Source organism: Aeromonas sp. ZOR0001, from assembly GCF_000801015.1.
Lineage (GTDB): Bacteria > Pseudomonadota > Gammaproteobacteria > Enterobacterales > Aeromonadaceae > Aeromonas > Aeromonas veronii.
In genome coordinates this window covers 129,341-148,112 of the sequence record NZ_JRJY01000110.1, presented here as the reverse complement: position 1 = coordinate 148,112, position 18,772 = coordinate 129,341, and the positions used below count along the sequence as shown (strand labels likewise).

The 18,772-nt window shown below is 61.2% G+C and carries 18 protein-coding genes; 14 read left to right on the top strand and 4 right to left on the bottom strand.

The genetic code is table 11. The annotated features are described in order from the left end of the window. The first annotated feature begins 250 nt into the window (after window positions 1-250). Both L972_RS15060 and L972_RS15055 read left to right on the top strand, forming a co-directional pair. Window positions 251-2,176 (top strand): NAD(P)-binding protein, encoded by a 1,926-nt coding sequence (locus L972_RS15060; protein WP_043821315.1) that lies wholly within the window; start codon window positions 251-253, stop codon window positions 2,174-2,176. Further along, a complete protein-coding gene (locus L972_RS15055) occupies window positions 2,173-3,378 on the top strand; it encodes a c-type cytochrome (protein ID WP_047439214.1) in 1,206 nt (401 codons plus the stop codon). Before L972_RS15060 ends, L972_RS15055 begins: the two co-directional genes overlap by 4 nt. Before the next feature lie 88 nt (window positions 3,379-3,466). Here the strand turns inward: L972_RS15055 and L972_RS15050 are convergent, their stop codons facing one another. The 3 genes from L972_RS15050 to L972_RS15040 all read right to left on the bottom strand — a co-directional run bounded on the left by L972_RS15050 (window position 3,467) and on the right by L972_RS15040 (window position 5,390). Next, a complete protein-coding gene (locus L972_RS15050) occupies window positions 3,467-3,802 on the bottom strand; it encodes a DUF3634 family protein (protein ID WP_005353195.1) in 336 nt (111 codons plus the stop codon). Window positions 3,803-3,908: 106 nt separating this feature from the next. After that, the gene (locus L972_RS15045) at window positions 3,909-4,877 is read right to left on the bottom strand and encodes a nucleoside hydrolase (RefSeq protein ID WP_047439213.1); all 969 of its coding nucleotides are present in this window, start codon (window positions 4,875-4,877) and stop codon (window positions 3,909-3,911) included. Between the two features lie 219 nt (window positions 4,878-5,096). Then, window positions 5,097-5,390, bottom strand: coding sequence for a hypothetical protein (locus tag L972_RS15040; protein ID WP_005337735.1), 294 nt, complete (start codon window positions 5,388-5,390; stop codon window positions 5,097-5,099). A gap of 212 nt (window positions 5,391-5,602) precedes the next feature. Here L972_RS15040 and L972_RS15035 point away from each other — a divergent pair, with 212 nt between their 5' ends. Genes L972_RS15035 through L972_RS15020 form a run of 4 tightly spaced genes read left to right on the top strand, consistent with a single transcriptional unit; the run spans window position 5,603 to window position 9,394 of the window. Next, complete coding sequence (locus L972_RS15035) at window positions 5,603-7,048, top strand: coniferyl aldehyde dehydrogenase (protein ID WP_042056461.1); 1,446 nt, start codon at window positions 5,603-5,605, stop codon at window positions 7,046-7,048. 11 nt (window positions 7,049-7,059) lie between these two features. Continuing rightward, window positions 7,060-7,692, top strand: coding sequence for a TetR/AcrR family transcriptional regulator (locus L972_RS15030; protein WP_047439265.1), 633 nt, complete (start codon window positions 7,060-7,062; stop codon window positions 7,690-7,692). Beyond that, entirely contained in the window at window positions 7,661-8,191 is a 531-nt protein-coding gene (locus L972_RS15025; protein ID WP_047439210.1) for a hypothetical protein, read from the top strand. Before L972_RS15030 ends, L972_RS15025 begins: the two co-directional genes overlap by 32 nt. A gap of 18 nt (window positions 8,192-8,209) precedes the next feature. Continuing rightward, window positions 8,210-9,394 (top strand): iron-containing alcohol dehydrogenase, encoded by a 1,185-nt coding sequence (locus L972_RS15020; protein ID WP_005337745.1) that lies wholly within the window; start codon window positions 8,210-8,212, stop codon window positions 9,392-9,394. A 3-nt stretch (window positions 9,395-9,397) separates the two neighbouring features. Here L972_RS15020 and L972_RS15015 read toward each other — a convergent pair whose 3' ends face one another. After that, complete coding sequence (locus tag L972_RS15015) at window positions 9,398-9,703, bottom strand: hypothetical protein (RefSeq protein ID WP_136501573.1); 306 nt, start codon at window positions 9,701-9,703, stop codon at window positions 9,398-9,400. Window positions 9,704-9,897: 194 nt separating this feature from the next. Between L972_RS15015 and L972_RS15010 the strand changes: the two genes are divergently transcribed. From L972_RS15010 to L972_RS14975, 8 genes are all read left to right on the top strand, one after another. Beyond that, on the top strand, window positions 9,898-10,158 hold the full coding sequence (locus L972_RS15010; protein ID WP_005337747.1) for a GNAT family N-acetyltransferase: 261 nt from the start codon (window positions 9,898-9,900) through the stop codon (window positions 10,156-10,158). Further along, the gene (locus tag L972_RS15005) at window positions 10,145-10,735 is read left to right on the top strand and encodes a nucleotidyltransferase family protein (RefSeq protein WP_047439207.1); all 591 of its coding nucleotides are present in this window, start codon (window positions 10,145-10,147) and stop codon (window positions 10,733-10,735) included. The genes L972_RS15010 and L972_RS15005 overlap by 14 nt, the downstream gene beginning before the upstream one ends. A gap of 71 nt (window positions 10,736-10,806) precedes the next feature. Next, window positions 10,807-12,630 (top strand): SulP family inorganic anion transporter, encoded by a 1,824-nt coding sequence (locus L972_RS15000; protein ID WP_047439206.1) that lies wholly within the window; start codon window positions 10,807-10,809, stop codon window positions 12,628-12,630. 121 nt (window positions 12,631-12,751) lie between these two features. Then, entirely contained in the window at window positions 12,752-14,113 is a 1,362-nt protein-coding gene (locus L972_RS14995) for an MATE family efflux transporter (protein WP_047439205.1), read from the top strand. Next, the gene (locus L972_RS14990) at window positions 14,110-14,721 is read left to right on the top strand and encodes a hypothetical protein (protein ID WP_005337761.1); all 612 of its coding nucleotides are present in this window, start codon (window positions 14,110-14,112) and stop codon (window positions 14,719-14,721) included. The genes L972_RS14995 and L972_RS14990 overlap by 4 nt, the downstream gene beginning before the upstream one ends. A gap of 276 nt (window positions 14,722-14,997) precedes the next feature. Beyond that, window positions 14,998-15,213: a YdcH family protein gene (locus tag L972_RS14985; protein WP_005337763.1), complete on the top strand. Its 216-nt coding sequence runs from the start codon at window positions 14,998-15,000 to the stop codon at window positions 15,211-15,213. A 162-nt stretch (window positions 15,214-15,375) separates the two neighbouring features. Then, window positions 15,376-16,569 (top strand): sugar ABC transporter substrate-binding protein, encoded by a 1,194-nt coding sequence (locus L972_RS14980; RefSeq protein ID WP_047439204.1) that lies wholly within the window; start codon window positions 15,376-15,378, stop codon window positions 16,567-16,569. After that, the gene (locus L972_RS14975) at window positions 16,566-18,704 is read left to right on the top strand and encodes a diguanylate cyclase domain-containing protein (protein WP_047439203.1); all 2,139 of its coding nucleotides are present in this window, start codon (window positions 16,566-16,568) and stop codon (window positions 18,702-18,704) included. Before L972_RS14980 ends, L972_RS14975 begins: the two co-directional genes overlap by 4 nt. Window positions 18,705-18,772: the final 68 nt, after the last annotated feature.

Below are 18,772 nucleotides of genomic sequence, written 5' to 3'. Positions count from 1 at the left end.
AACTAATCAGCTGCGGCAATCATTGACCGACCGAGCCGGAAGATAATTTGCCCTGCAACAGGGCAAATCTCCCCCATCAGCGCATCACTCTCGTCACAAGCAGGAAAATGGTGCTTAATAATCCATTAGCAATCGTATGGACTCAGCGTGAGGATAGCGGTAGATTCGGCGCCCAATCCTGAACAGGATCTGTGTCTCCCTCCCATAATGAATCCACTTATTCATTACTTCTCCTAACACAGGGATAGCCATGAGTATTACACGCAGAGATTTTCTCAACGGCGTTGCCATCACCATTGCGGCAGGCGTCGCCCCCATCAATCTGCTCAAGGCTGCCGAAGGCGGCAGCACGCTGGCGGATAAAACCCTGGCCTACCCGCCCGCCCTCACCGGCCTGCGCGGCAACCACCCGGGCTCCTTCGAACCGGCCCACAGTATCGCCCGTGACGGCAAGCAGTATGATTTTGCCAATATTCCCCTTGAAGGGGAGTACGATCTGGTGATCGTCGGCGCCGGGATCAGCGGTCTGGCCGCCGCCTGCTTCTATCAGCAACTGCTCGGCGCGGATAAAAAGATCCTGCTGCTCGACAACCACGACGACTTTGGCGGCCACGCCAAGCGCAACGAGTTCACCACCCCCGATGGCCTGCGTCTGGGTTACGGCGGCAGTGAGTCCCTGCAATCACCGCGTTCGGTCTACAGCCCGGTGGCGCTCGGTCTGCTCAAGGCGCTGGAGGTCAACATCGACGAGCTGGCCGCCGGTTTCCAGCAGACCTTCTATCCGGATCTGGGGCTCAGCCGCGGCGTCTATTTCGACGAGAAGCACTTTGGCGTCAACAAGATAGTGAACGGGGATCCGGGTCACAACGTGGCGGACGATATCCCCCGCGATCGCCTGAACGGCCGACCACTGGCAGAGTTTATCGGTGACTTCCCCCTCGATGATGCCGACAAAGCCGCCCTGTTGGCCCTGCACGAATCGAAGATAGACTACCTGAGCGGCATGACCCGCGAGCAGCAGGATGAGTGGGTGACTCGCAACAGCTACACCACCTTCCTGCGCGATAAAGTGGGCCTCAGCGAGCGGGCGATCACTTACTTCCAGCAGCGCACCAACGACTTCCAGGCGGTCGGCATCGACGCCACCGCCTGCGCCGATGCGCGCCTCTGCGCCTTGCCGGGGTTCGACGGCCTCAATCTGACGCCGCTGGATGCCGAGGAGCAGGCGGAACTGGACGACCCCTACATCTTCCACTTCCCCGATGGCAACGCCGGTCTCACCCGCCTGATGGTGCGCAAGCTCATTCCGCAGGTGGCGCCGGGTCACACCATGCAGGATGTGGTGCTGGCCAAGTTTGACTACAGCAAACTCGACCTGCCGGAGCACAAGGTGCAGCTGCGCCTTGGCAGTACTGCCCTGCAGGCGAAAAACGTGCGCCTCGCCGATGGCAAGCTGGCGGTGGATGTCACCTACATCAAGGAGGGGAAACTGCACCGGGTGCGGGCCAAGCAGTCGATCATGGCTGGCTACAACATGATGATCCCCTACATGGTGCCCGAGATGCCGGAGCCCCAGAAGGAGGCGCTGCGCCAGAATGCCAAGGCGCCGCTGGTCTACACCAAGGTGGTGATCAAGAACTGGCAAGCCTTCGTCAAGCTGGGGGTGCACGAGGTCTACTCCCCCGCCGCCCCTTACAGCCGAGTCAAGCTCGACTATCCGGTCAGTATGGGTGGCTACGAGCATCCCAAGAGCCCGGATCAGCCGATGTGCCTGCACATGGTCTATGTGCCGACCCTGCCGGGCAGCGGCCTCTCGGCCCGAGAACAGTCCCGCAAGGGGCGCGCCATGATCCTCGGCATGCCGTTCGAACAGCATGAGCAGATGATCCGCGAACAGTTGCAGGGGATGCTCGGCAGCGCCGGTTTCAACCATGAGCAGGATATCCTCGCCATCACGGTCAACCGCTGGTCTCACGGTTACTCCTATGTCACCAACACCCTGTTTGATGACGAAGCGCAGTGCGAAAAATGGATTGAACTGGGTCGCCAGCCAATCGGCAACATCACCATCGCCAACTCGGATGCAGGCTGGAGCCCCTACGCCCACGCCGCCATCGACGAAGCGTGGCGCGCCGTCAACGAGCTGGTTGCCATGAGCAAGGGAGGTGCCCAATGAGCCGCGCCCTGTCACTGACCGCCAGCGCCCTGCTGCTGGCCCTGCCGACCCTTGCCGCCAACGCAGCCCCCGCCATGTCGGCAGGCGAATACGTGGCCAAGCTGGGCGATTGCGCCGCCTGTCACACCAGCGAAACCAGCAAGCCGCTGGCGGGCGGCAAAGGGTTCCCGACCCCCATCGGTACCGTATTTGCCACCAACATCACCCCCGACAAGACCCACGGTATCGGCAACTACAGCCTGCCGGAGTTCATCAAGGTGATGCGCGAAGGGGTGGCCCGCGATGGCCATCGCCTCTATCCGGCCATGCCCTACACCGCCTACGCCAAGATGAGCGATAAGGATCTCGAAGATCTCTATCACTATCTGATGAAGGAGGTGCAACCGCTGGCCATCGCCAACAAGGAGAGCGACATCCCCTGGCCCCTCAACATGCGCTGGCCGCTGATGGGCTGGAACTGGATCTACCACGATGACAGCCGCTTCACCCTGGTCGCAGGCAAGAGCGAAGAGTGGAACCGCGGCGCCTATCTGGTGCAGGGTGCCGGCCACTGCGGCAGCTGCCACACTCCGCGCGGGCTTGGCATGCAGGAGAAAGCGCTGACCGAGGCGGATCCCGTCTACCTGAGCGGTGCGGCGCTGGATGGCTGGTATGCCCCCGACATTCGTGGCAGCCGTTACAGCAAGCAGGCGCTGATCGACCTGCTGAAAACCGGCCGCAGCCAACATGAAGCGGTCGCGGGCCCCATGGGGGAAGTGATCACTCACAGCAGTCAGTATTTCAGCGACGCCGATCTGGCCAGCATCGCCACCTATCTGACCGATCTGAAAGATGAGCCGATGGCGGAGAAAGGGGCCCGCGCCTACGCCAGTGCAAGCGGCAAGGCGGACTACGCCATGTACTGCTCCACCTGTCACGGGGTCAACGGCCAGGGCAATGACCACGTCATCCCCTCGCTGGTGAACAACCGCACCGTGCTGGCGAGCGATCCGTCGAGCCTGATCAATGTGCTGCTGCACGGCGCCGAAACACCGGTCACCCACGGCCATCTGGGTTACCACATGCCGGGCTATGGCTGGACCATGGATGACGAGCGGCTCGCCGAGCTGGTCAACACCCTGCGCGCCTCCTGGGGCAATGAAGGCACCGCCGTCAAGGCGGCGGCGGTCAAGGCCCAGCGCGAGCTGCACGGCAAGGAGTAAGGGCTGTCAGCTCTCTCTTGGCCAAGTGCCATAAAAAACGGGCCTCCACTGGAGGCCCGTTTGCTATTGATGAACCACGTTCCGGTGCTTATCCCTTGCGGGATTTGGGCCCCGGCAGCGGCGCCGTTGGCTGGCGGTAATCGCCATAGGGGAAGATATTGCGAAACCGCTGGGCCACCGGCTCGGGGATGGATCGGGAGAAGATCAGCTTGACGCCATCGCCATCGCGCTGCCCCACAATGCGACCGCGCACCGTGTCGTGACGCAGGATCTGCTTGGCATGCTCAATAAAGGCGGGTGACACCTTGCCCTGCTTGACCACTACCTTGCCGGGGGCAAGGCGGATCTCGAACAGGGCACCACGCCCCAGCTTCATCAACCACCAGATCAGGGCTATCGCTACGATCAAGGAAATCCAGGCCATCTTCATCCCTCCCAAGCTCTTGATATAAGGCAGTATAAGCGGCCGTGCGCTCCGATTGTTTGGCGCCGATCACAGCCCCCGCGTCAGCGCAATAGCGCCTCTTTACTCAGCAATCCTTGCCCCAGCCCACCAGCGTCTCGCGATAGAGCGCCAGCAAGGCTTCATCGCGCACCGCCACCCCGACCTGCTGCGGGCGATAGGCTGCCCAGTCATCGTGGGAGTGGCGCTTGCCATCGAACTTTTGCAGGGTGTGGCCGATGGCCGGACCGCTGGTGATCACCCGTACCGGCCCCTCGCGCAGGGTAAAGAGGGTCGGGTCAATGACATAGGCGATGGCGGACGGGTCGTGCACGTGGCAACCCGAGAGCCCCAGCTTCTCGGAGTAGAAGCGCAGGTAGAAGCAACTCACATCCCAGAGGAAGCGGCCCGGCTCCCCCGCCTTATCCCTGAGCTCATCCAGATAGACGCTGCTGAAGAAGCTCTGCTGGGTCACGTCAAGCCCGATGATCACCACCGGCCAGTCGGCGGTAAAGACCCGGTCGGCGGCATCGGGATCGTCGTGGATATTGGCCTCGGCATAAGGGGTGACGTTGCCGCGATGGCCGTTGACGCCAAAGGCGCCCCCCATCACCACCACCTGTTTCACCAGCGAGACAATCTCGGGCGCCTGTTGCAGCGCCAGCGCCAGATTGGTGAGCGGGCCGATAGTGACCAGGGTGATCTCCCCCGGCGCAGCTTTCACCGCCTCGACAATATATTGCCAAGCGGGGCGAGGATCCGGAGCGATAGTCACCTCTCCCGCCTCCATGTCGCCAAAGCCGCTCGGGCCGTGGACTATGGTGGTGGGGCCGACCGGCTCACGCAGCAGCGGGGCGGCAGCGCCTTTGGCCACATCCGCCTTCATGCCGTACTTCTGCTTGAGCCAGAGGGCGTTGCGGGTGCCATTGTCGATGGTGGCGTTACCAAAAACTGTGGTGATGGCGAGCAGCTCGATGGCGGGGTGGGCCTCGGCAAACAGGATGGCCATGGCATCGTCGATACCCGGGTCGGTATCCAGAATGATTTTATGGGTCATGAGAAATTCCTACGGTGACAAACCCTGCGACAAAAGGGAGAGTCTACCCGGCTGACGGTCTCGTATCCCGGCATGGGATCACAGACCGGGCCTTTGCTCCCGGCAACGACACGCTGCTGGCGACAATTAGCATAAAAAAACGCGGCCCTGTTGCCAGCGCCGCGCCCTTTATCGTTGTTCGTTATCTGCTATCTGGCAGTGATCTGCCTGACCGGATCCTCAGTGTTTACGGTGCCAGCGTGGTGAGGTGGATTTCTCTCCCCAGGGGGTCACACAGGGGAGCAGCGCCCCTTCAATTACCATCTCGCTGCCTGCCAGCGCCTCAGCGATCTTCTGGTGCAGCACCCGCAGTACCTTGCCCTCGTGCTCGGCCAGAGAGTGGCCCGCGGCAAAGAATTCCGGCTGATATTGCAGTGCCAGCTTCTGGGCGAATTCGTAGGTGTTGAAGCAATCCGGCATCCGCTCAACCACATCTTCAAGCCGGGCCAACAAGCTGTTCAGTTCCCTGGTCATAGTGCTCTCTCCGTGTAGGTTAATAGCCAAAAACTACCCCTTATTAGATAAGCCACCAACGAGCAAACCACAAAAGTGTGGGGAGACACACAGTTCTCTCTTGCGTCCGGCTCGTGGTGAACGGCAGACAGCTTGCCAGCTTTACATTCCGGTAACAAATAGCTAGATTTAGACCGACTAATCAGTCGGTCATTTTTCATGCGGAGAACAACATGGGTGCGGCGCAGCTTCAACACACTCCTGAGGATATCCTCGCCATCAAATTGTCCCTGCCGGATCAGCTGGCGCGGCTCAAACGGGCGAGTCTGGCTCACCCCATGCCTACCCTGGCCGAGCGCCGGGCGCAGCTGACCAAACTCAAACAGGCGTTGCTCGCCCACAAGGGGCAGCTGTGCAAGGCGCTGGCAGCAGATTATGGCCAGCGCAGCCACTACGACAGCCTGATCGCTGATGTGCTGCCCTGCATCATGCAGATCAACTACACCCAGAAGCGGCTCAAGCGCTGGATGCAGCCTCACCGCCGTCACACCGGCCTGCTGCTGGCCCCCGCCAAAGTAGAGGTGCACTTCCAGCCGCTCGGGGTGGTCGGCATTATCGTGCCGTGGAACTTTCCGGTGATGCTGAGCCTTGGCCCCCTCATCACCGCCATCGCGGCGGGCAACCGGGCGATGCTGAAACTCTCCGAGTTCACCCCTCATACCAACGCCGTGCTGCGCACCATGCTCACCAGCGTGTTTGACGAAAACGAGATCGCCATCATCGAAGGGGATGCCCAGATGGCGGCGGCGTTCAGCTCACTGCCGTTCGATCACCTGCTCTTTACCGGCTCCACCATGGTGGGCAAGCTGGTGATGGCCGCCGCCGCGCCCCAGCTCACCCCCCTCACCCTTGAGCTGGGTGGCAAGAGCCCCTGTCTCATCGCCCCCGACATGCCGGTCGCCACCGCGGTCGAGCGGATGATCTTCGGCAAGAGCCTCAACGCCGGGCAGATCTGCGTCGCCCCCGACTATGTGCTGCTGCCCCGCAGCGAGGTGGATAACTTTATCGCCGCCTATCGCCGCCACTTCAGCAAGCTCTACCCGCAGGGGCTCAATAGCGCCGACTACGGCGCCATCATCAACGACCGCCAGTATCAACGTCTCGTCAGCTGGCTCGATGAAGCCGAGCAGGCGGGTGCCCAGCTCCACCCCTGTGGCAGCCCGGCCCGCGATGACCAGCGTCGCCTGCTGGTGCCCCACCTGCTGACCGGGGTACCAAGTCAGTGTCAGGTGATGCAGCAGGAGATCTTTGGCCCGCTGCTGCCGCTCATTCCCTACGACACCCTGGAGGAGGCGCTCGCCTATGTGGCTGAGCGGCCCCGCCCGCTGGCCCTCTATCTGATGAGCTTCGATCCCGAGTTGCAGGCACGGGTGACCCGGGAGACCCACTCCGGTGGCATGGCCATCAACGAAAGCCTGTTTCAGGTAGCTGCCGATGATGTGCCGTTTGGCGGCATCGGCGCCTCCGGCATGGGCCACTACCACGGCCACGAAGGGTTTCTTACCTTCTCCAAGGCGAAAACCGTGCTGACCCGCGGCAAGTTCACCACCGGCTCCCTGATCCATCCCCCCTACCACAGCTGGATCCAGAAGCTGATGATGGCCTTCTTCCTGCGCTGATGGAGATGACCATGAACCAGGCTATCCCGCAGCCACAAAACATGACCGACAAGCGCCGCCAGATCCTGGATGCCGCCCTCGCCCTCTGCGCCGAAGATGGCCTGCAGGGGGCCGCCACAGCCCGTATCGCCAAGGCGGCCGGGGTGGCCAACGGTACTCTGTTCCACCACTTTCCGAGCAAGGAGGCGCTGATCCTCGCCCTCTATCAGGATGTGAAAACCCGGATGGGGAGTGCCATCCATGAAGCAGATCCCACCCTGCCGCTGTACGACCAGACCCGCCACTACTGGCAGCTGGCGATGGAGTGGATGCAGGCTAACCCCAATGAGCTCAAGTTTGTGCTCGGCTTCTTTCACTCTCCGCTGTTGGCCAGACCGGCCCGCAGCCAGATCCTGAACGATGCCCTGCGCTTTCTGCCTGCCCTGCTGGCAAAGGGGCAGGCCAGCGGCGAGCTGATGCAGGCCCCCGCGCCACTGTTGCTGGAGGTGTGTCAGGGCCAGTTCCTCGCCTGCGCATCACTGTTTGTCGATCAACCGGAGCTGGGACAGGACGACTACTGGCAAGCCAGTGCGTTCGCCCTCTTCTGGTCAGCCATCTCAGGAGCCAATCCTCATGCGCCTTTCCATACCAACATGGACGTTTGAATCTGCGGCAGCCCTTGGCCGCCGCCTCTGGATCACCACTCTGCTCTGGGTGGTGGGTCGTACCCTCTGCCGCGCCGCCCGCACCGATGAGGCAGTACGCCGCGAATTGGCGCCGTTGCCGGACGGGTTGGCAATCCGCCTCGAAGTAGGCGGCATCGGATACGCCATGAACATGCACAAGCAGGGTGGGCGCTGGTATCCCGGTGCGCCAGCCGCCCCCCATGCCACCATCCATCCGCTGCGGGTGCGCTTCAAGCATCCCAATATCGCCTTTCGCGCCCTGAGTTTTCGGCTCGGGGTCAATCAGGCATTTGGCGAAAACAGGCTGCTGGTGGAGGGGGACCTGACCGTCGCCATGCATCTGGTGCGGGGGCTTGAGCAGTTGCAGTCCCTGATCCTGCCCGCCTTTATCGCGCGGCCGCTGCTGCGCCACTATCCCGCCCCGACCAACAAGATCGGCCGGGCTTGCAACATCTATCTGGGTCTGGTGACCGGCTAACGCGCAAGGAGCCTTGAAATGAGCCGCTATTACGATTTCTTCTGCCCGGTCAAACTGCTGGCCGGTGAACAGGCGCTGGAGCAACTGGCCAGCGAGCTGGCCAGCCTAGGGGCCCGTCGCCCGCTGCTGCTGACCGACAAGGGGGTCAATGCCACCGGCCTTGCCACCCTGCTGGCCAATGTGCTGGCCGAGGGGGAGCTGCCGGTCGCCGCCATCTGGGACGAGATCCCGGCCGACTCTTCCACCGCCGTGGTGGAGCGGATCGCCAAACGCTATCGCGAGCTCGACTGCGACAGTCTGGTGGCGCTGGGGGGCGGCTCGGTCATCGACACCGCCAAGGCAGTCAACATTCTCACTTCCATGGGGGGGGATCATCTGCTCGACTACTCGGGCGCCGGTTGCCTGACCCGTCCCCTCAAGCCGCTGGCGGTGGTGCCCACCACGGCGGGCACTGGATCAGAAGTGACATTGGTTGCAGTGATCAAGGATGAGGCGAGCGGGCGCAAGGTGCCCTTCACCTCCCCCTTCCTGCTGCCCCAGCTGGCGGTGCTCGACCCGCGCCTGACCCAGGGACTGCCCCTCAATATCACCGCCGCTACCGCCATGGACGCCATGACCCACGCCATCGAGGCCTTTATCGGTACCGCCAAGAACCCGGTGAGCGATGCACTGGCCCTGATGGCGGTGGAGAAGATCGCCAGCGCCCTGCCGCAAATCATCCACGACCCGCAAAACAAGCAGCTGCGGCTGCAACTGGCGGAAGGCTCCACGCTGGCTGGCATGGCTTTTTCCAACTCCATGGTGGGGCTGGTGCACGCCCTCGGCCACAGTCTGGGAGCCCGCTGCCATCTGCCCCACGGGCTGTGCATGAACCTCTTTTTGCCGACCGTGCTCGACTACAACCGCCCCGAGGTGGATAGCGAGTTGGCCCGGCTGCTGTTGCCGCTGGTGGGGGCAGAGCGCTTTGCTGCCACCCCGGCCCATCAGCGGGCGGAGGCGACCATCACAGCCATTCGCACCCTGCGCGACACCTTGTGGCAAGCGGTCAAGCTGCCGCGCACCATGAGCGAGGCTGGGGTAAGCGATCGCTCGCTACTGACCGAGATCCGCGATCTGGCGATCAACGACGGTGCCCTGCTGTTCAATCGCAAGGACGCTGACCGTGAGCAGTTACTCACCCTGCTGGAGCGAGCCTGGGCCTAGTGGCTAATCGGCCGCAACCTCACAAATAAACTGGAATGGCGCATCAGGATGGTGCGCCAACAATGAAAAGAGTTGATCAAAATCCTCTTGGTTCTTTTTGCTCGCGTGGTTGTGGCTATACCAAATAGCCCCCGTATCCCCCATCCACAATGAGATTCTCTTGGCCAACAACAGCCGAATTTTTCTATTTTTACCTGCCGTTTCAAACTGAGCCTTGAGTTCAGGGTTGGATGCATCAGAAATCGCAATCTGCCGCTGATCTGGGCTGTTCTGACTTTGAACCAACACCTTCCGGGTAACTTTCAACATTACCGTGTCCATTTTTACCTCTTCCGAACTTGCTGATTATTGCCACATCGATTCGTGCCAAGATAAAAGCCAGAGAGCAAGAGCTGGCTCAATAATCCTGATAACAATCGATACATCATCCACTATCTGTTCTATACCTTGGCTAACAGTTATGTTGTGCCGAGAGACCCAACTTTATGCCAGAGGTGCCCACCATGAGCGACATCATCCATCAGGCCAACCAGCAGCAGTTCATCTGTATGGTGGAGGGGAAAGAGTCGAGACTGCGCTACCGGCGGCTCGATGCCAAGACCATCGACGCCTACAGCACCTTCGTGCCCCCCGAGCTGCGGGTGCAGGGGATTGCCGATCAGCTGGCGCGCGCCTTCTTCAACTGGACTCAGGCGGAGGGGCTCACTATAGTGCCGAGCTGCCGCTACATTGATGTCTGGTTACGCCGCAATGCCAACAACTGAACCTCTGAACACCGTCCTCGAACAGCAATTCCAAGCCAAAACTGAAGCCCTGCTGCGGGCCGATCCGCAGCGGATGGCCTGCCTGCAAGCCGCGGCCGAGCTCAATCTGCCCGACTGGGCGCTGGGAGCCGGTTTTATTCGCAACCTCATCTGGGATCACCTTCACCACAAGGCGGTGCCCACCCCGCTCAACGATATCGACCTTATCTATCTCGATAAAAGCGACCCGCAAGGGCTGGCCGAAGCGGAGCACGAAGCTTGGCTCGCCAAACGCCTACCCGACCAGCAGTGGGAGGTGCGCAATCAGGCCCGCATGCACACGCGGCAGCTGGTAACGCCGTTTGCCAGCAGCCTTGAGGCGCTCAGCCACTGGGTCGAGGTGCCCACCTGCATCGGCGTACGCCTCACCCGAGATGGCGAGTTCGAGTGGCTTGCCCCCTACGGCTTTGCCATCAACTGGTCGCTGCAAGTGAGTGCCAACCCCAAATGTCGCCAGGACAAACAGATTTTTACCCAGCGCATCAAGGAGAAACGCTGGCAGGCTATCTGGCCTGACCTTCAGGTAAACTGGCCATAACCTGATTGCAATCTTTCGATAACCTTGGGCACACTAGGGGAAAAGCTGGTTGTAACTCAATGGGTTAAATAATGCGCGACTTCTTCTCTCTCGAACGCTGGCTACCGGGCCTCGCCGCCCTGCTGCATTACCAGCGCGCCTGGTTGATGCCAGATCTTCGCGCCGGACTCTCGGTGGCGGCCGTGGCGCTGCCCGTCGCTATTGCCTATGCAGAACTCGCCGGAGTGGGAGCCATCGTCGGTCTCTACTCCTGCATCCTGCCCATGCTGGTCTACGCCCTGTTTGGCACCTCCCGCCAGCTGATTGTCGGCCCCGATGCCGCCACCTGCGCGGTCATTGCCGCCGTGGTGACGCCGCTGGCCGCAGGCGACCCCACCCGTCACTGGCAACTGGTGATGACCATGACCGCCATGACCGGCTTCTGGTGCCTGATTGCCAGCCGCTTCAAGCTGGGAGTGCTGGCGGACTTTCTCTCCCGACCCATCCTGATGGGGCTGCTCAATGGTGTGGCCATCACCATCATGGTGGGCCAGCTCTCCAAGATCTTCGGCTTCACTTTCAGCGAACGTTACCTCATCGAGCGGATCGCCAGCGGGGCCACCTATATCACCCAGACCCATCTGCCGACCCTGGCCATGAGTCTGGTGACTCTGCTCACCCTGCTGCTGGCCAAGCGCTACAAACCGGCATGGCCCTCCTCCATGGTGGCCATGGTGGTGACCGCTGCGCTGGTGTGGGGCTTTAATCTCGGCCAGTTTGATATCGCCACCCTGGGGACGGTGGGCTCCGGCCTGCCCGCCTTCCAGATGCCGGAATTTCCCCCCGGCCTGATGCGGGAGCTGGTGCTGCCAGCCCTTAACCTCGCCATGGTGAGCTTCGTCTCCATGATGCTGACCGCCCGCAGCTTTGCCGCCAAAAACGGTTATGAGATAGACGCGGACAAGGAGTTTCGGGCCCTCGGTATGGCGAACCTCGCCTCCGCGGTCTCACAGGGTTTTGCCATCAGCGGCGCGGATTCACGCACCGCGGTCAACGACGCCAACGGCGGCAAGAGCCAGCTGGTCTCTATCATCGCCGCGGCGGTGATCGCCCTCATCACCTTCTATCTGACGGCGCCGCTCAAATATATACCCACTGCCGCCCTCGGGGTGGTGCTGGTGATGGCCTCCCTGTCGCTCACCGATTTTCGCGGTCTTTGGGCCTTGCGCCACTCCGATCGCTCCGCCTTCTGGCTGGCGCTGGTCACCTTTATCAGCGTGCTCACCATGGGGGTGATCCCCGGGATTACGCTCGCCGTGTTGCTCGGCTTGTTCCAGTTTCTGCGCAATGTGATGCGTCCCACCGATCAACTGCTCGGCATGGATGACGAGGGGGTGGTGCGCACCCTGGGAGACAACGAACAGGCCAAGGCGATCCCGGGTATTCTGGTCTATCGCTTCAACTCGCCGCTCACCTACTTCAACGCCCCCTACTTCAAGCGGCGGGTGCTGGCCCTGCTGGTGCAGGATCCCCGAGCCCCCAAGTGTCTGGTGATCGATGCGGTCGCCTGCTTCACCCATCAGGACATCAGCGTGATGAGCATGGTGGGAGAGCTGCACAAGGAGCTGAAACGGCGCGGCATCCATATGGTGATGGCGGGTCGCCACGGTCAGATGACTCACTGGTTAAAGCAGGCGGGCGTGCGGGTGGGCGACGAGGGGATCATCCTCTGCCCCGACATGTATCAGGCGCTGCGCCTGACCCGCTGCTATCGCGAGCCGGTGTTCAAGGATGATGCGGTGGTGGAGAGCACCACTGATGCCATCCGCTCCAACTGGCCGCAGGATGATGCCCTGCCCGACTCGGCGCGCCTCACCCTGCCAAGCGAACAGGAGGCGGGCGCCACGCCTGCCTGACCCCTTGGCCTGCTCCCCTGGCCGGTGCAATCCTGCACAAGGATTGCACCGGCCAGGGCCTTGGTGTTAAATGCGCCCCCAGAGGGCACTTCCCCGTACCCTCCCAGCTGTTGGACATGCCATGCAATCTCAATCCCACGCAGGCCCGGGTACCCTCTTTGCGCTGACCTGGCCGCTCTTTATCGATCTCGCCCTGCACTTTCTGACCGGTGCCCTCAATACCTTCATGGTGGGTCACGTCTCCTATCAGGGAGTGGCCGCGCTGGCGGTCGGCAATCAGGTGTTCGATCTCGCCATCACATTGTTCAGCTTCGTCAGCATCGGTACCAGCGTGGTGATCACCCAGTATCTGGGAGCCGGCGATCGGGAGAAGAGTCAGGTGGTGATCCACACCGCCATCGGCTTCAATCTTCTGATCGGTCTGGTAGCGGCCATTGGCGTGATGGCGGGGGCCAGCACCATGCTGGCGCTGATGAACCTGCCTGCCAATCTGATGAGCGACGGGACGCTTTACTTGCAGATCATCGGTCTCTGCCTGTTACCGGAAGCGGCAGCCCTCTGTCTGGCGGCGACCCTGCGCGCTCACGGCCACACCCGTCAGGCGATGTATGTGACCCTCATCGTCAACCTCATCACCTTCGTCGGCAACCTGCTGCTGCTCTACGGCTGGTTCGGCTTGCCCCAGCTGGGGGTCGCCGGTGTCGCGATCAGCACGGTCGCGGGCCGCCTGATCGGCGTGGTGCTGCTGGTGTGGCTGGTGGCCCGCAAGACCGGCATTCGACTGGTGATGCGCAATATCGTCCACCCCAGCCGGGAGATGCTCGGCAAGGTACTCCATATCGGCCTGCCGGCGGCAGGGGAGAACCTCTCCTGGATGCTGCAGTTTATGGTGGTGACAGCCTTTGTCGGACTGCTGGGGGACAAGGCGCTGGCGACCCAATCCTACTTCTTCCAGATCTGCCTGTTTATCCTGCTGTTTGGCCTCTCCATCGGCCTTGGCAACGAGATCATCATCGGCCATCTGGCGGGGGCCAGGCAGTTCGATCGCGCCTATCAGCAGCTGCTCAAGAGCCTCAAGCTGGGGCTGGCAGTCACCTGCGTCATCGCCGTGGCGGCGGCACTCAATGGCCGCACCATCATCAGCCTCTTTACCGATGATGCCGACATCATCACCCAAGTGGCGCAACTGTTTCTTATCAGCCTTATCCTCGAACCCGGCCGCACCTTCAATCTGGTGGTGATCAACGCCCTGCGGGCTACCGGGGATGCCCGTTTCCCCCTCTACATGGCGTTGCTCTCCATGTGGGGAATTGCCGTGCCACTCTCCTATTTCCTCGGTATCATGCAGGGTTATGGACTGGTCGGTATCTGGCTGGCGCTGGCCTGCGACGAGTGGGTGCGCGGTCTGGCCATGTTCTGGCGCTGGCGCAGTCGTCGCTGGCAAAACAAAATTCTTGTTGAAACAAAAGCGGAATCACAATGAAGAAGATAGGACTCTTGCTGGCTGCCATCCTGCTCAGCCCCCTGGCCATGGCGCAAACTGCCCCTGCCGCTCCCAAGGCTCAAGCCACCCAGACCTGGTATGTGGCCCCCATCGCCATCGATGAAACCAGCGACGCCCAGAAGGCGCTGACCAAGGACTTCATGGCCCAGATGATCAAGACCATCAAGATCAACGAGTACCAGACCGGCAAGGCGGTGGGCAACACCAAAAAGCCCAAGTGGCTGATCCGCACCAAGCTGATCCCCGCCAGCAACGAGCCGCTGGTCGGCAAGAAGCACCCGCAGGGTCTCACCTACGGCAAGGGCAATCCGACCCAGGAGATCGTCGGCGAGCTGCTGATGAACGGCACCCTGGTGGCCCACATCGGCCAGGGCTGGCGCGAGCCTATCGTCCCGGGCACGCCGGTGGCTGACAAACTCTCTATCGCCAACTATCGCTACGCCATCGGGGATCAGGCCAAGTCGGCGGATCTGGAGGAGCTGGCGGCCCAGATTGGCTTTGAAGCGGGCAAGGTGATCCACCGCGACGGCAAGCCGCTACCCGAGAAGAAAAAGAAAAAAGAGCAGGCGGACGAAGAGAAAGAGTAACGTTGCCTGCATCCATAAAAAGGGGCCACTCGGCCCCTTTTTTGATCCTGCACCCTCACGCCAACCCTGCCCCTGTTGTGACTTGTCGCACAGTTTGGCTCACCATTCAGATTGACAAATCACTTATCTTGTTTTGATTCAACAAGTTATAAATATCCCGCCGAATACTCCAAATCATTGCCCCCAAATCCGATCAGGATCACATTTATCCCCGGCACTAAGGGGTAGCTTTGGTCTTACAGGCACAATCAAACGAAACCAAGGAGGCTCCATTACATGTTCCCAGAGTACAGAGAACTCATCTCGAAACTGAAGAGCAGTGATGTCCATTTCCAGAAGAAGTTTGACTTGCACAACGACCTGGATGCGGAGATTAGAAAGTTGGAAAAGCATCACGCCAGCGACTATAGCGCCGAGGTGAGAGATCTGAAAAAACAGAAACTCAAACTGAAAGAGGAGATATACGACATCCTCAAACAACATCCACAATAGATGCCTCGAAGAATATGCGGATAAGCAATTTATCCCCCAGCCCGGCCCACGCGCCGGGCTTTTTGTTGTTTCAGTCAATTAGTTGACACCCGAGCCTACCGATCTTGCCGGTAGTTTGTTACATTTTTCCCTTGGAATTCAGGGAATAACGGTGATGATAACATGAGCAGAAAACGATCTTTTTATCATCTCTTGCTGCTTTGCCTGTTCGCATTGAGCCACCCCCTGCAGGCTCAGGAGCCTGAACTGGAGCTGTGGCACTCCCAGCAAGCCGGTTACGTGATCGACGACGTGATCGCCCGCTTCAATCAGGAGGGGAACCACAGAGTGCGGGTCACCCAGATTGAGCCGGGCAAGATCAAGGCGGATCTCCTGCTGGCAGCTCAGGCCAGGGGGCTGCCCGATCTGATGCTGATCCCCTCCGATTTTATCGGCCTCTATCGCCAGATGACCCTTGCTCCCCTCCCGGCCGAGTGGTTTTCCCCCGCGCTGATGGCTAGTGCCTTGCGTTATGTCACCCTGGATAGGCAACGCTGGGGCATGCCCATGATGCAGGGCAACCATCTGATGCTGTTTTACAACAAGGCGCTGGTCTCGACTCCGGTGACCCAATGGCAGCAACTGACTGCTATCACCCCGGCCCTCAAGGCCAAGGGGGTCGACCCCGTCAGCTGGCCCTATCACGACATGTACTACTTCGCCGCCTTTTTACACACCTTTGGCGGCTCGCCGGTGACCGAAGGGCGCATCACCCTCGACAGCCCGGCCATGGTGCAGGCACTGGAGGCCTACCGCACCGTCGTCAGCGAACAGTGGGTCGATCCCGAGTGCGACTATGACACCGCCCTCGCCCGCTTCAATGAGGGCAAGAGCGCCTACCTCATCAATGGGGACTGGGCGTTCAATGATCTGGTGAAGAACATGGGGGATAAGCTGGGCGTCGCCCTGCTGCCCCGCTGGCAAAGCCATCCTATGCACTCCATGAGCGGCGCCTACGTGTTGGGGGCCTCCCGCTGGGCGATGGACGATGAGGATCGGCAACCCGTCATCAAGGCATTGATGGCCTTTATCCAGCGTCAGGATATTCAGCAGTTCATCTATCATCAGGGGGCGCTGTTGCCGGTCAATCAGCAGGCTTTTACCGCCATCAGCCGCCGTCCCACGCCTCAGGAAAAAGTGCTGCTGGAACAGTTCACCCTCAGTACCCCCATGCCCTCCGACAGCGCCATGTCCATCGCCTGGCAAGCGATGGAGAAAGGGTTCGAGCGCTTTAAAGAGGGGATCAGTGCCGCCGACACCGCCCGCTATATGCAGCAGCTGGCCGATCAGCAGTACCGGCAGGTCAAAGCACCATGAAACATCGCACCTTTCGGCTTGGACCGACCCTCATCATCATCCTGTTCACCGTCGCCCTGCTGCCGGCGCTGCTGGCCAGCACTGTGCTGCTGATCCGCCAGCACCAGATCATCGCCCAGAGCGAGCAGTCGCAGCTGGAGCGAGCCCTCACCAGCATGACCCGCGAGGCCCGCTTTCGCAGCGAGCTGATCGGCACCCAGCTCAATCAGCTCAGCCAGGATCGGGTACTCCATCAGGCCCTCGACAACTTCCTCTTCTCCAGCCATGCCCGGCTGGCGCTGGCCACCTTTGTCAAATCCAACAGCCTGATCACCTCGGCCTACCTCATCGATGACAAGGGGTTGGTGGTGGAGTACATCAATGGCCAGGCCTCCCACCTCGAGTCGAGCGACCTGATGCCGCAGCTAATGGCCTGGGGCAAGACCCGCGAGGCGAAACAGGGCAAGCATCTGCTGCTGCCCGTCGATGATCCCTTGCTGGTCGACGACATGGAGCAAAACCGCAGCGGCGGGCTGGCGCTGGTAGCCCCCATCTATCGCAACCACCAGCGAGCAGGGGTGATGCAGACCCCTTCCGGCTTTGTGATGGCCATCCTCCCCTGGCGACAGATGGCCCAGTTGCTGGAGCCCTATCTCAAGGGGAGCGAATATCTGGTGATCTCCCAGGGCGAGAACCGTCTTTACGAAGGGGCTCACCAGAGCGCCAACGCCATGGATGACAGGGAGCCAAGCAAGATGGCGCAGCCCCTGGCCATTGGCTGGCCCCAGCTGGAGCAGGAGATCACCCCCACCATCACCCTCTACAGTTACAGCAATGACAGGGTCAGCGAGCTCAACAAATCCCAACAGCTGCTGACCGTCAGCATCGCCGTCATGTTGCTGCTGGTAGCCATCGGCTGCGTCTGGCTCACCCGCTGGCTCACCCGACCGCTGCGCTCGCTGGCCGCGCTGGTGCGCAGCTATGGCAAGGGCAATTACCAGCAACGGCAGGCGCCGCTGCGCTTTGTGGAGTACGACGAGGTGCGCCAGTTGCTGCAGGAGATGGCCAGCACCATCTCGGATCAGGTGCGGGCGCTCTATCAGCAAAATGAACAGCTGCAGCAGGCCAATAGCGAGAAAGAGGCCTTCAACCAGCGGCTGCTCGACTTCAACGACGAACTGGAGCAAGAGGTCGCCTCGCAAACGACCGCCCTGCGCTCGGCCCTGAGCCGGGAGGAGCGCAGCCGCCATATCCTGCAATCCTGGTTGCAGTTCGGTCTGCATCAGCAGCTGGATATCGATATTGCCGAGCTGGCCAGCTCCGCCCTGCTGCAGCTCTCGCAGCTCTATCCCGGCCACCGCTGGGGACTGGTGATCCGCCGAGACGGGCAGCCCCACTACTCCCTGACCCAGGGGGTCGATCTCCCCTTGCGGGATGCCTTGCAGGAGAAACTGGCTCAACTGATGGATGAGGAGGTTAAACACTCCGAATGCCAGTGGGATGACGCTCTCTGGAAGATCATGACTCTACCCGGTAGCCAAAGTGGCGTGCTGTTTGGTTATCTGATGGTGAGCGCCGAAGGGCTGGAGTCCGAAGACAGGGCCATCTTGCGGCTGTTTGCCAAGCAGTTGGCGGTGGGCATCGAGGGGCGCCTCTTCACCGACGAGCTGGCGCGGGTCGCCCGCACCGACAACCTCACCGGGCTGCCCAACCGACAGGCGTTCGAAGAGACCTTCCATCACTATCAGGCGGTGCTGGCACGCCATCCCGAGCGTCACCTCGCCCTCTTCATGCTCGACCTCAACGGCCTCAAGCGTACCAATGACCAGTATGGGCACGAGGCAGGCGACGCCCTGCTGATCCAGATGGCTCGCCAGCTGCGCACGCTGTGCCGTCAGGATGAGAAGATTTTCCGCATCGGCGGCGACGAGTTCGTTCTGCTGGCGGAGGCGGATCACCTCGCCAGCCAGCAGCTGGCAGGCAGGTTGGAGGCAAGCCAGCAGCACGCCATCGTGCAGCATGGGGAGCACAGCTTCCCGCTGCGTTTTGCCATCGGCTGGAGCAGCAGCGACCAGACCCCGCTGGCGGAGCTGAGCCGGGTGGCTGACGACGCCATGTATGCCAATAAGGCGCGCTTCTATCAGGGGCAGCGATAAAAAGCAGAGGTCTGTAGCGTTGGCGAGCCTTTCGCCAACGCCCTGATCAGCTCGCAAAAATGGCGCGC